Here is a 12,717-nt window from a genome sequence, read left to right on the forward strand (position 1 = left end):
GGCCCGGGGGTGTCCGGGCTGTGATGGCCGTGGGGCGGGGCAGGTCCTACTCATCGTGCCTACGGGCGATCTGCACGTTCTCCAACACGCCGAGCGCGTCAGGCACAAGGATGGCGGCGGAGTAGTAGGTGGTGACGAGGTAGGAGATGATCGCTTTTTCGTCGAGGCCCATGAAGCGGACCGAGAGGCCGGGTTCGTACTCCTCCGGCAGGCCGGTCTGGTGGAGGCCGATGACGCCCTGCTTGTCCTCGCCGACGCGCATCGCGAGGATCGAGCTCGTGTTCTCCCTGCTGATGGGGATCTTGTTGCACGGCAGGATCGGCACGCCCCGCCAGGCGGGGACCGCCTGGCCGCCGACGTCGACGTGGTCGGGGTAGAGGCCCCGGGCGTTGAACTCCCGCCCGATCGCCGCGATGGTCCGCGGGTGGGCGAGGAAGAACCGGGTGCCGCGCCGCCGGCAGAGCAGTTCGTCCATGTCGTCCGGGGTGGGCGGGCCGGAGTGGGGCTGGATCCGCTGTTTGAAGGCGGCGTTGTGGAGGAGCCCGAACTCCCGGTTGTTGACCAGCTCGTGCTCCTGGCGCTCGCGCAGCGCCTCGATGGTCAGCCTGAGCTGCTCCTCGGTCTGGTTCATCGGGCCGTTGTAGAGGTCGGCGACCCGGGTGTGGACGCGGAGGATGGTCTGGGCGACCGACAGCTCGTACTCGCGCGGCTTGAGCTCGTAGTCGACGAAGGCGCCCGGGAGTTCGTGCTCGCCGGTGTGGCCGGCGGACATCGCGATCTCTGCCTCGCCGTGACGGTTCTGCCGCTGCCGGGGCAGTGAGCGGAACCGCTCGACGTGGTCGCGCAGGTGCGGTGTCCGGTCCAGCAGGGCGGCGAAGTCGGCGCGGGAGAGGGTGAGGAGCGTGCCGGCGGTCTCGGCGGTGGCGGTGCTGTCGGTGGTGGCGTCCGGGTCGAGCAGGGCGTACTCGCCGAAGTGCTCGCCGTCCGCGAGGACGGCCACCGCGAGCTCGTCGCCGTACTTGCCGGTGGCGGTCTGGCGGATGCGGCCGTGCGCAATCAGGTGAATCCGTTCGGCAGGGGTGCCGGCCTGGACGATGACCTCGCCGGGCCGGAAGTCGCGCTGGACGCAGCGGGCGGCGAGCTCGGTGAGCACGTCGACGTCGTCGAAGTCGCGCAGCAGGGCGAGTTCGCCGAGCTCGCGGGGGATGACGCGGACGTCGGCGCCGTCCTGGACGAACTCGATGCGGCCGTCGCCCACGGTGTAGGTGAGGCGGCGGTTGACCCGGTACGTGCCGCCCTTGGTCTCCACCCACGGCAGCATCCGCAGCAGCCAGCGGGAGGTGATCTCCTGCATCTGCGGGGCGGACTTGGTCGTGGTGGCGAGGTTGCGGGCCGCGGCCGTGCCGAGACTGGTGTGCGGGGCGGCGGCCCCCGGGCCGCGGCTCGGCGGGGTCGGCTCTAACTGCGCGTCCGGGCTGGCGTCCACCGTCATCGGGCGGGCTCTCCTTCGTGTGACAGGGGCGGAATTTCCGGGCATTCCGACCGGATCCGGGAGCACAGTAGACGGCCGCGCGCCGGGTCGGCGCACCGAAGCCGGGGGCATTACCTCGATGCGGTGATCTTGGGCCTTGATGCGTTTGCGGGGCGCGCGGTCGGCGTTCGGCCAGGGGGTGGCGGATTCCGGACAGCGGGTGGGGGTTGGGGGGGTGGCGGTTGGGGGGGTGGGGGGTGGCGGTTGGGGGGTGGGGGGTGGAGGCGAGGGGGGCGGAGGGTGGTGGCAGGGGGCTCGGGGTGTGTGCACCCCCGCGGGGGGCCGGGCGAAGCGGTCGCAGGGCTTCCATCCGGGCGGGCGGCGGCCTAATCTGACGCGCCATCAGTTTCTGCTGGAGCCGGGAGGCGAGCACGCATGCTGCTGCAAGGGAAGACCGTCGTGGTCTCCGGGGTCGGGGCCGGGCTCGGGCACCAGGTGGCCGCGACCGTCGTGCGGGACGGCGGGAACGCGGTGCTGGGCGCCCGTACGGAGGCCAATCTCGCCAAATCCGCCGCTGAGATCGACCCCGACGGACGGCACACCGCGTATCTGCCGACCGACATCTCGGACGAGGCCCAGTGCGAGGCGCTGGCCGCGCTGGCGGTGGAGCGGTTCGGGGGGATCGACGCGGTGGTCCACGTCGCGGCCTGGGACTCGTACTTCGGGGGCCTGGAGGACGCGGACTTCGGCACCTGGCAGCAGATCCTGGACGTGAACCTGCTGGGCACGCTGCGGATGACCCGGGCCTGCCTGCCGGCGCTGAAGGCGGGGGGCGGCGGGTCGGTGGTGATCATCGGCACGCAGTCGGCGGTGGCGGCGCCGTCGCAGGTGCAGCAGGCCGCGTACGCGGCGTCGAAGGGCGCGCTGACGTCGGCCATGTACTCGATGGCCCGGGAGCTCGGGCCGCACCGGATCCGGGTGAACACCGTGCTGCCGGGGTGGATGTGGGGCCCGCCGGTGCAGGCGTACGTGACCTTCACCGCCCATGGCGAGGGCGTGGAGGAGGCGGAGGTGCTGGGGCGGCTGACGGAGCGGATGGCTCTGCCGGAGCTGGCGACGGACGGGGACGTGGCGGATGCGGTGGCCTTCCTGGCGTCGTCGCGTGCGCGGGCCATTACGGGGCAGTCGGTGCTGGTGAATGCGGGTGAGCTGATGCGGTGACGCTGCGCTGCGGGTCCCGTGCCGGTCCTGTGCCGGGTGGGGATGCGGTGCCGGGGGCGGGTGGTGCCGGGTCCCGGTCCCGTGCTGGGTGCCGGTCCCATGCCGGGTGCGGATGCGGTACTGGGGGCGGGTGCTGCCGGGTGCGGTCCCGTGCCGGGGGCGGGTCGTACCGGGCTGCTGCCGGGTGTGTCTCCCTCCGGGTGAGGGTCTCGGTCCGGGTGCGGGTCCTTCCGGGTTCGGGGCTCGTGCCGGGGCGTGTCCTGTGCTGGGTGCGGCGGCGTGCCGGGTGCGGGTTCGTTGCCCTGCGGGGCTGTCCCCTACCCGCCCTTCCTCCGTTCCCCGGGCTTCGCCCGGACCCTTCGGGGGCTCCGCCCCCGTGCCCCCGCTCCTCAAACGCCGGAGGGGCTGGATGTGCCGGCGGCACGGGATATGCCTGCGGCGCGGATGCGCTGGTGGCACGGGATGCGCTGGCGGCGCGGGATGTGCCTGCGGCGCAGATGCTCTGGTGGGGCGGGATGTGCCTGCGGCGCGGATGTGCTGGTGGCACGGGAGGTGCCTGCGGCGAGGGATGTGCTGGCGGGGGCTGGGTTCGCTCGGCGAAATCCAGCCTCGCCGGCGTTTGAGGCGCGGGGTCCGGGGCGGAGCCCCGGTTCGGGAAGGGGCGGGGTGGGGAAACGGCTCCGCGCAGCGGCAACGGCCCGCACCACGACGGCGCCGCACACGGCACAGGCCAGCCCGGGCACGCCCGGTATGGGTGCTGCGCGGGCAAGGGCCGCTGCGCGGTGCGGGGCGGCGCCCGGCAAGGGGGCGTGACCGCACACGGGCGCAGGGGCCCGAAGCAGAGGGCCGGCACCCGGGCAGGGGGGGCCGTATGGGCGGCGGCACCCGGGCAGGGAGCCCCCAACAGGAGGGCGGCACCCGGCAGGGAGCCCGCAGCAGAGGGCCGGCACCCCGACACGGGGACGGCAGACGGGCGACACCCCGACAGGGAGCCCGCAACAGAGGGCCGGCACCCCGACACGGGGACGGCAGACGGGCGACACCCCGACAGGGAGCCCGCAACAGAAGGTCGGCACCCCGGCAGGGGGCCCGTAGGGGAGGGGAAACGGACATCGGCGGGAGAACGCGGAGCGGCGAATCGTATGCTCCAGGGATGACCATGAGCCCCGGCACCGGACCCACCACCAACGCCATGCGCCGGGCCCTCAGGAGGGCCCGGGACGGGGTCGCGCTGGACGTCAGCGAGGCCGCCGTGCTGCTCCAGGCCCGAGGGGCCGACCTCGACGACCTGGCCGCATCCGCGGCACGGGTGCGCGACGCCGGGCTCGCGGCCGCCGGGCGGCCGGGGGTGATCACGTACAGCAAGAGCGTGTTCATCCCGCTCACCCGGCTGTGCCGGGACAAGTGCCACTACTGCACCTTCGCCACCGTCCCCGGCAAGCTCCGCAGGGACGGGCACGGGATGTTCATGTCCCCCGACGAGGTGCTGGACATCGCGCGGCGAGGGGCGGCCGCCGGGTGCAAGGAAGCGCTGATCACCCTCGGCGACAAGCCCGAGGACCGGTGGCCCGAGGCGCGGGAGTGGCTGGAGGCCGCCGGGTACGACGACACCATTTCGTACGTGCGGGCCATGTCGGTGAGGATCCTCGAGGAGACCGGGCTGCTTCCCCATCTCAATCCGGGCGTGATGTCCTGGGCCGACTTCCAGCGACTCAAGCCCGTCGCCCCCAGCATGGGGATGATGCTGGAGACCACCGCCGAGCGGCTCTGGTCCGAGCCGGGGATGCCGCACTACGGCTCCCCCGACAAGGAACCCGCCGTACGGCTGCGGGTGCTGGAGGACGCCGGGCGGTCCTCCGTGCCCTTCACCTCCGGGCTGCTGATCGGCATCGGGGAGACGTACGAGGAGCGCGCCGAGTCCCTCTTCGCGCTGCGCCGCGTGTCCCGGGCGTACCACGGCATCCAGGAGCTGATCATCCAGAACTTCCGCGCCAAGCCGGACACGGCGATGCGCGGCATGCCGGACGCCGAGCTGGACGAGCTGGTGGCCACCGTCGCCGTGGCGCGGCACATCATGGGGCCGGCCGCGTGCCTGCAGGCGCCGCCGAACCTCGTCGACGGCGAGTACGGGCGGCTCATCGGCGCCGGCATCGACGACTGGGGCGGCGTCTCGCCACTGACCATCGACCACGTGAACCCCGAGCGGCCCTGGCCGCAGATCGAGCGGCTCGCGCAGCAGTCCGCTGCGGCCGGCTTCGAGCTGCGGGAACGGCTGTGCGTGTACCCGGAGTTCGTGCTGCGCGGCGAGCCCTGGCTCGACCCGCGGCTGCTCCCGCACGTCCGCGCGCTCGCCGATCCGGAGACCGGGCTGGCGCAGCCGGACGCGGTGGTCGAGGGCCGGCCGTGGCAGGAGCCCGAGGAGGTGTTCAGCCCGAGCGGCCGCACCGATCTGCACCGGGCCGTCGACACCGAGGGGCGTACGGGGGACCGGCGGACCGACTTCGATGCGGTGTACGGGGACTGGGACGCCCTGCGCGAGGCCGCGGCGCCCGGGATGGCGCCGGAGCGGATCGACACCGACGTGCGGGCGGCGCTCTCGCAGGCGGCCGACGACCCGACGCGGCTGACCGACGCCGAGGCGCTGGCGCTGCTGCACGCGGACGGCCCGGCGCTGGACGCCCTGACCCGGATCGCGGACGAGCTGCGCCGCGACGTGGTGGGCGACGACGTCACGTACGTCGTCACGCGGAACATCAACTTCACGAACGTCTGCTACACCGGCTGCCGGTTCTGCGCCTTCGCGCAGCGCCGCACGGACGCCGACGCGTACACGCTGTCCCTGGAGCAGGTGGCCGACCGGGCCGCGCAGGCCTGGGACGTCGGCGCGGTCGAGGTGTGCATGCAGGGCGGCATCCACCCGGACCTGCCGGGGACGGCGTACTTCGACATCGCGCGGGCGGTGAAGGAGCGGGTGCCGGGCATGCACGTGCACGCCTTCTCGCCGATGGAGGTCGTCAACGGCGCGACGCGCACCGGGATGTCCGTACGGGACTGGCTGACGGCGGCGAAGGAAGCCGGCCTCGACTCGATCCCGGGGACGGCGGCCGAGATCCTCGACGACGAGGTCCGGTGGGTGCTGACCAAGGGCAAGCTGCCGGCCGCGGACTGGATCGACGTCATCTCCACGGCGCACGAGCTGGGCATCCGCTCCTCGTCCACGATGATGTACGGGCACGTGGACCAGCCCCGGCACTGGCTCGGGCACTTCCGCACGCTGGTGGAGGTGCAGCGCAGGGCGCGGGAGAAGGGGGTCGCGGGCTTCACGGAGTTCGTGACGCTGCCGTTCATCCACACCAACGCGCCGGTCTACCTGGCCGGCATCGCCCGGCCGGGGCCGACGATGCGGGACAACCGCGCGGTGACGGCGATGGCGCGGCTGCTGCTGCACCCGTACGTGACCAACATCCAGACGAGCTGGGTGAAGCTGGGCACGGAGGGGGCGGCGGAGATGCTCCGGTCGGGTGCGAACGACCTGGGCGGCACCCTGATGGAGGAGACCATCTCCCGCATGGCGGGCTCGGGTTACGGCTCGTACAAGTCCGTGCGGGACCTGGAGGCGGTGGCCGAGGCCGCCGGGCGCCCGGCGAAGCCCCGTACGACGCTGTACGGGGAGGTCCCGGAGGAGCGGCGACGGGCGGCCGCCGCGTCGGACGGCCACCTGCCGGAGCTGCTGCCGGTGCTGGACTAGGACTTCGGTGTGCGGTGCCGGACCCTGGCCGGGTGCCGGACCCGCAGGCGGGTGCGGGGCCTGCGGTGCGGGCCCGGTGCTACGGGACGTTGGTGACCGTCTCGCAGCGGACGGCGATGTCCGCGGTGCCGGCCTCGCCGTCGCAGGTGTCGGTGGCCGCGCCGCCGTCGAGCACGTCGTCGTCGGGGCCGCCGTGCAGGGCGTCGGCGCCGTCCTGGCCGCGGAGGGTGTCGTTGCCGCCGGCCGTCCCGGCGCTGGCGTCCCCGTCGTAGTTGCTGTTGTCGCCGAAGACCGTGTCGGCGCCGCCCCCGCCGTCGATGCGGTCGTGGCCGGCGGCCGTGACGGAGGCGTCCCCGACCGAGCTGTCGCCGACCAGGATCTCGTCGGCGGTGCCGCCGATGATGCGGTCGTGGCCCGCGCCCCGGGCCTGGCCGCCCGAGGCGTCGCCGATGTTGTGGTCGCCCACCGCGAAGACGCCGCCGTCGGTGCCGAGGTCCAGCAGGTCGTCACCGCCGCTGCCGACGGCCCCGGTGATGCCCTCGCTGTCGCCGATGATGTTGTCGACACCGAGGCCGCCGCGCAGGACGTCGTCACCGGCGCCCGTTCCCGTGCCCTGGAAGGGTGCGGCGGAGTCCCCGAGCAGGCCGTCGTCGCCGTTCCCGCCCTCGATGAGGTCGTGGCCGCCGCCTGCGGCGTCGCCCTCGAGCGCGACGCTGTCGCCGGTGATGTGCTCGTCGTCGCCGTCCCCGCCGTAGATCCGGTCGTGGCCTCCGCCGATGGCGTTCCCTGCGCCGTCACTCTCGGAGTCCCCGACCAGGAAGTCGGCGCCGGATCCGCCGTCGAGGAGGTCGTTGCCGCCGCCTCGGGCGTTGCCGCTCGCGGTGTAGGAGTCGCCGACCAGGTCGTCGTCGCCCTCGCCGCCGCGCAGTTCGTCGTGTCCGCCGCCCTGGACGTCACCGCTGTCGGCCGAGGCGTCGCCGCGGATGACGTCGTTGCCCGCGCCGCCGTCGAGCCGGTCGTTGCCCGTCCCGCCGGTCAGGCGGTCGTTGCCGCCGAGGCCGCAGATGAGGTCGGTGCCGCCCCGGCCGTCGATGGTGTCGGCCGCGGCCGAGCCGACGATGACGTCGTTGCCGGGCGTGCCGGTGAGGGTGCCCGTGCCGGTGAGGGTGGCCGGGATGCCGAAGCAGGTGGGCGGGGCGGCTGCGGCGCCGGGCGCGGCGGGCGCGGCGGCTGCCGGGAAGCCCAGGGCGACCAGCGCCGCGGTTGCCGCGGTGACGACGCCTGCCTTGATGATGCGTGCCATTCGGGGTTCCTCCTCCGACGGTTCCTGGCGACACCGGGGAGGACTGCCCGGCCGGAGCGGCCGGGCCGCGGCGCTTGGGCCGGGCGGCCCGCAAAGTCCTTCGTACGGGTGTGCCCTTGGGGGCGTACGGGGTGCGGGTCCCGTGCCGGGTGCCGGTCCCGTGCTGGGTGCGGGTGGTTGCCGGGTGCCGGTCCGTGCCGGGTGCCGGCGTGGTTGCCGAGCTCGGGTAGTTGCCGGATGCAGGTCCGTGCGGGGTGCGCGTGTTTGCCAAGCTCGGGTAGTTGCTGGGTGCGGGTCGTTGCCCTGCGGGGCGAGTCCCCTACCCGCCCTTCCACCGTTCCCCGGGCTCCGCCCGGACCCCTTCGGGGGCGCTGCCCCCGGACCCCCGCTCCTCAAACGCCGGAGGGGCTGGATATGCCTGCGGCGCTGGGATACGGCTGCGGCGCTCGGTATGCCTGCGGCGCCGGATACTCCTGCCGAGCCCGGGGGTGCGTGCGGCGAGGGATGTGTCGGCGGGGGCTGCGGTCGCGCAGCGAAATCCAGCCTCGCCGGCGTTTGAGGCGCGGGGGTCTGGGGGCAGAGCCCCCAGTTTCGGGAAGGGGCGGGGTGGGGAAACGGCTCCGCGCAGCGGCAACGGCCCGCCCCACCACCGTGCCGCGGCGGCGGGTCAGCCGGTCAGGAGGTCGTTTTCCAGGCGCTTCAGCTCGTGGCGGTCCAGGCCTACGCCCTCGCGCAGGTACGCGTCGAAGCCGCCGAACTCCGCCGCCACCTCGTCGTAGCCGGCGTTCAGGTACTCGGGGCGGACGTCGAGCAGCGGCTTGTAGACCGCGGCCTGCGCGGGCGGCAGGTGGCCCAGGACCGCGTCGTTGGCGGCCTTCCGGTAGTCGTTGCTGGCGAGGTAGTCGGCCTCCACCGTCGCGCGCGGCACGCCCAGGCCGGTGGGCAGGGCCGCGGCGGCCCAGCCGGTGCGGTCCTTGCCCGCGGTGCAGTGGAAGAGGACGGCCTCGCCGCGGGCGTCCGCGGCGGCGAGGCCGTCGGCCACCCGCGAGTAGGCCTTCCGGCCGGCCGGCGAGGAGACCATGGCCCTCTCGGCGTCGATCATGGCGCGAACCGCCTCGTCGGGCGTGCGCGGCAGGGTCGAGAACGCGCCGGAGTCCGCGAAGACGTCCGCGACCGTGTACGTGGTACCGGCCGGGACGCGGTCCGGGTCCTTGTCCCGCTCGCCCTGCATGCGCAGGTCGAAGACGGTACGGATGCCCAGGCGCTGCAGCTTGGCCTGGTCCTCGGCGGTGAGGTGGTTCAGCGCGTCGGAGCGGTAGACCTCGCCCATGCGGACCCACCGGCCGTCGGAGGTGCGGTAGCCGCCCGCGTCGCGCAGGTTGACCGTGCCGTCCAGCCGCACCAGCCGGTCGGCGAGGCGCAGCGACTGCCCGTGGTCGGCGCGGAAGTCGAACCACTGGCGGTCGGCGGCTGGCAGGCCGGTGACCACGGCCTCGCCGCGCTCCGTACCGCGCGCGACGACCCGGCCGTCGGCGCGGATCTCTACCCGGCGGACGCCCTCCGCGGCCCACTTGAGCGTGTACGAGCCGTCGGCGCCGGCGGTGACGGTGGCCTCGGTGAACGGGATGCGGGCGGGGTGGGCGCCGGGACGTCCGTGGTGGGCCTCGGGGCGGCCGTGGTCCCGGCCCGGTTCGCCGCCGTACGCCTGGGCGGTGGCGGTGGCGGTGGCCGTGGCGGCTGCGGCGGTCAGGGCGAGGGCGAGCGCGGTGGTCGCGACTGCTGCGGTCTTCATGGAGGTGACAATCCGTGCCACGGGAGAACCGGCGCTGAACGGGACGTGGCCGAAACCGACCTGCTCGATGACCAGCAAGGTGACAAAACGTGCCACCCCACGACCCGTCCGCCCGCGGATATTCGCATTCCAGCCGTTCTCCGCTCACTTACTCGCCGCCTCCCCACCACCGATCGAATTCGGCCGCCCGGGTCCACTAACCTGCTGCGTCCAGAGACGGTTGGGGGGTTCCGTGAGCTCAGCGACAGCGACGAAGGCGCCCGTGTGGGGGCGGACGGAGCAACAGGACTTCCGCAGCAGGGTGCGCGGCACGCTCCTCGGGGGCGCCATCGGGGACGCCCTCGGCACGCCCGTGGCCGGCCTCTCCCTCGACGCCATCCGCGAGGAGCACGGCCCGGAGGGCCTGACCGAACTCGCCCCCGCCTACGGCAGGCGCGGCACCGTCACCGCGTCCACCCAGCTCACCCTCTTCACCGTCGACGGCCTGATACGGGCCCACGTGCGCCGGGACACGGGCGCCTGGCACCCGCCGACCGACCTGCACCGCGCGTACCTCCGGTGGGCCGCCACCCAGCACGACTGGGGCCCCGACGAACGCCGCACCGACAACGGCTGGCTGGCCCGCGAGGAATGGCTGTACGCCCGCCGCGGCCCGGACCGGGCCTGTATGACGGGCTTCGGGGACGACGTCCTCGGCACCCTCGACAAGCCGAAGAACCCGACGGCGCGCGACGCCGGGGCCACCGGGCGCTCGGGGCCCTTCGGGCTGCTGGTCGGCTGGGAGCCGGACCTGGTCCTGCAGCTCGCCGTCGAGTGCGCGGCGCAGAGCCACGGGCACCCCACGGCCTACCTTTCGGCCGGCGCCTTCGCGGTGATCGTGCACGGGCTCGCCCGCGGCGACGGCCTCGACGCCTCCGTACAGCGGGCCCTGGGCATGCTCGGCAGCCGGCCGGGGCACCAGGCCGTCACCGACGCGCTCCAGCGGGCCCTGGGCGCCGTACGGCAGGGGCTGCCCTCGCCGAAGCTGGTCGAGTCGCTCTCGCCTGGGGACGGGCGGGACGCCGAGGACGCGCTGGCCGTGGCCGTGTACTGCGCGCTGGTGGCCGAGGACCTGCGGCACGGGCTGCGGCTGGCCGTGAACCACGGCGGGGACTCCACCGCCACGGGCACGCTCTGCGGGTCGCTGCTGGGTGCGCTGCACGGCGAGACGGCGCTGCCGCCGGCCTGGCTGGCGGAGCTGGAGGGGCGGGCCACGGTGCTGGAACTGGCCGACGACTTCGCGATGGAGATGACCCAGGGCCCGGCGCTGCACGGGCCGGCCGTGACGTCGCCGGGGTGGCTGGCGCGGTATCCGCGGGCCTGACGCGCTCCCGTTCCGCTCCCGTCGCGCCGCCGCGCCCCTGCCGCGCCCCTCAGGGGCTTTGCCCGAAGGGGCAGAGTGCGTCCCCGTCCTGCCTGCCCTTACGGGAATGGCCCGCCCGGTGCGCACGGCGGAGCATGGGCCCCGGGAAGGGGTGAGGGGCGCGTGGTCAACTGCATGCGGTGCGGTCAGCGTTGTGGCGCGGACGAGAAGTTCTGCGGCAACTGCGGGGCGTTCCTGAAGTTCAAGGGCGCGCAGACCGGGGTGCCTGAAGGGGGCCAGACGGGTACGGGGTCACCTGGCGCCGGGTCACCGGCGGCGGGGTCACCGGGGGCGGGGTCACCGGGTGCCGGGTCACCGGGGGCGGGGTCACCAGGTACGGGGTCCCCGGGCGCCGGGTCACCAGGTGCCGGGTCCCCGGGCGCCGGGCCACCGGGTGCCGGGGCACCGGGTGCAGGAGCCGCTGATGCGGGGGCGACTGCCCGTACAGGCCCGGGCGGCGGCACGCCCGGAGCTTCCGGCGCCGACACGGGCACCGGCACATCCGGCCCCGTCGCCGCGCCCGGTGCCGGGCAGCCCCGCACCGGCACGCCCGACATCCCTCCCCGGCCCAGACACCAGCCCCTCCGCGCCGTCCAGCCCACTCCCGAACCGCACCCCACGCGCAAGCGCCGCGAGCGGGAGCGGGAGCGGGAGGAACCGCCGCCCCAGGCGGGCGACCTGATCTGCGGCAAGTGCGGCGTCGGCAACCTCCCCACCCGAAACTACTGCCGCAGCTGCGGGCGCTCGCTCATCGACGCCCGGGTGGTCCCCAAACCACCGTGGTGGAAGAGGCTGTTCACGCGCCGGCCCAAGGAGAAGCCGAATGCCGGCGACCGGCCCGAGCGGCGGCAGTGGCGGCGGCCCGGCTGCCTCGTGCCGCTGATCGTGATCGCCGTGGTGCTGGGCGTCGGGTACGCGCTGCGCTCCCACGCGGAGGGGGCGCTGGAGTCCGTACGCGACCGCACCTCGAAGACCGAGCAGGTGCACGCGGTGAAGGTCACGGCGTCCAGCGCCCAGGAGGGCCATCCGGCCTCCCTGGCCGTGGACGGCACCACGGACCGGTACTGGGCGCCCGCCGAACCGGGTGCCGGGGAAGGGGAGTTCCTGGAGGCCGTCTTCGCGGAGCCGGTGCGGCTGGTCGACCTGGTCCTGTACCCGGGCGTCGCGCCGGTCGCCGAGCGGTTCCTGACGCAGGGGCGGCCGCGGGAGGTGCTGGTCGCCGTGACGGCGGAGGACGGGGAGGTCACGACGAAGACGCTCCGCGTCGCGGACGAGCCGGGCAAGCAGACCTTTCACGTGCCGGTGAGCGATGCGGTGCGGGTCCGCCTGACGGTCCGGTCCGCCTACGGCACGGGGCCCGCGAAGCGGGTGGCCCTGGCGGAGGCCGAGTTCTTCAAACGCCGGTGAGGACCCGGTCCGATGCCGGGTGCCGGTCCCGTGCCGGGTGCGGCTCGATTCCGGATGCGGTTCGTTGCCGGGTGCGGCGCCGTGCCGTGCCGGTCCCGTGCCGGGTGCGGCGCCGTGCCGGGCGCGGCTCGATTCCGGGTGCGGTTCGTTGCCGGGTGCGGCGCCGTGCCGTGCCGGTCCCGTGCCGGGTGCGGTGCGCTTCCGGGTGCCGGTGCCGCCCTGTGCGGGGTGCGGTTCGTTGCCGGGGGCGCGGGTTTCGTGCGGTGTGCGGCGCCGTGGTGGTGCGGGCCGTTGCCGCTGCGCGGAGCCGTTTCCCCACCCCGCCCCTTCCCGAACCGGGGCTCCGCCCCGGACCCCGCGCCTCAAACGCCGG

At 74.5% G+C, this 12,717-nt stretch carries 7 protein-coding genes; 4 read left to right on the forward strand and 3 right to left on the reverse strand.

All coding sequences use genetic code 11. From position 1 onward, the window contains the following. Window positions 1-46: 46 nt before the first annotated feature. Window positions 47-1,492 carry a family 2B encapsulin nanocompartment shell protein gene (locus tag ACIQUQ_RS14135; RefSeq protein ID WP_403975088.1) on the reverse strand — a complete coding sequence of 482 codons (1,446 nt, stop codon included), beginning with the start codon at window positions 1,490-1,492 and terminating at the stop codon, window positions 47-49. A gap of 414 nt (window positions 1,493-1,906) precedes the next feature. Here ACIQUQ_RS14135 and ACIQUQ_RS14140 point away from each other — a divergent pair, with 414 nt between their 5' ends. Next, window positions 1,907-2,692, forward strand: a complete 786-nt coding sequence (locus tag ACIQUQ_RS14140) for an SDR family oxidoreductase (RefSeq protein ID WP_403975091.1) — start codon at window positions 1,907-1,909, stop codon at window positions 2,690-2,692. Between the two features lie 1,153 nt (window positions 2,693-3,845). Beyond that, the gene (locus ACIQUQ_RS14145; RefSeq protein ID WP_403975094.1) at window positions 3,846-6,440 is read left to right on the forward strand and encodes a bifunctional FO biosynthesis protein CofGH; all 2,595 of its coding nucleotides are present in this window, start codon (window positions 3,846-3,848) and stop codon (window positions 6,438-6,440) included. Between the two features lie 79 nt (window positions 6,441-6,519). On the opposite strand, the gene ACIQUQ_RS14150 is transcribed toward ACIQUQ_RS14145, so the two are convergent. Next, window positions 6,520-7,743 (reverse strand): calcium-binding protein, encoded by a 1,224-nt coding sequence (locus ACIQUQ_RS14150; RefSeq protein ID WP_403975097.1) that lies wholly within the window; start codon window positions 7,741-7,743, stop codon window positions 6,520-6,522. 667 nt (window positions 7,744-8,410) lie between these two features. Then, on the reverse strand, window positions 8,411-9,535 hold the full coding sequence (locus tag ACIQUQ_RS14155; protein WP_403975099.1) for a tyrosine-protein phosphatase: 1,125 nt from the start codon (window positions 9,533-9,535) through the stop codon (window positions 8,411-8,413). A gap of 232 nt (window positions 9,536-9,767) precedes the next feature. On the opposite strand from ACIQUQ_RS14155, the gene ACIQUQ_RS14160 reads away from it, so the two are divergent. Beyond that, window positions 9,768-10,898: an ADP-ribosylglycohydrolase family protein gene (locus ACIQUQ_RS14160; RefSeq protein ID WP_403975102.1), complete on the forward strand. Its 1,131-nt coding sequence runs from the start codon at window positions 9,768-9,770 to the stop codon at window positions 10,896-10,898. An 801-nt stretch (window positions 10,899-11,699) separates the two neighbouring features. Then, entirely contained in the window at window positions 11,700-12,344 is a 645-nt protein-coding gene (locus ACIQUQ_RS14165; protein ID WP_403975104.1) for a discoidin domain-containing protein, read from the forward strand. Window positions 12,345-12,717 lie beyond the last annotated feature (373 nt).

This window comes from Streptomyces sp. NPDC101118, assembly GCF_044759445.1.
GTDB lineage: Bacteria > Actinomycetota > Actinomycetes > Streptomycetales > Streptomycetaceae > Streptomyces.

Coding starts and splice junctions, on each gene's coding strand:
- ACIQUQ_RS14135 (WP_403975088.1), bottom strand. CDS start 1,492: ATGACGGTGGACGCCAGCCCGGACGCGCAGTTAGAGCCGACCCCGCCG.
- ACIQUQ_RS14140 (WP_403975091.1), top strand. CDS start 1,907: ATGCTGCTGCAAGGGAAGACCGTCGTGGTCTCCGGGGTCGGGGCCGGG.
- ACIQUQ_RS14145 (WP_403975094.1), top strand. CDS start 3,846: ATGACCATGAGCCCCGGCACCGGACCCACCACCAACGCCATGCGCCGG.
- ACIQUQ_RS14150 (WP_403975097.1), bottom strand. CDS start 7,743: ATGGCACGCATCATCAAGGCAGGCGTCGTCACCGCGGCAACCGCGGCG.
- ACIQUQ_RS14155 (WP_403975099.1), bottom strand. CDS start 9,535: ATGAAGACCGCAGCAGTCGCGACCACCGCGCTCGCCCTCGCCCTGACC.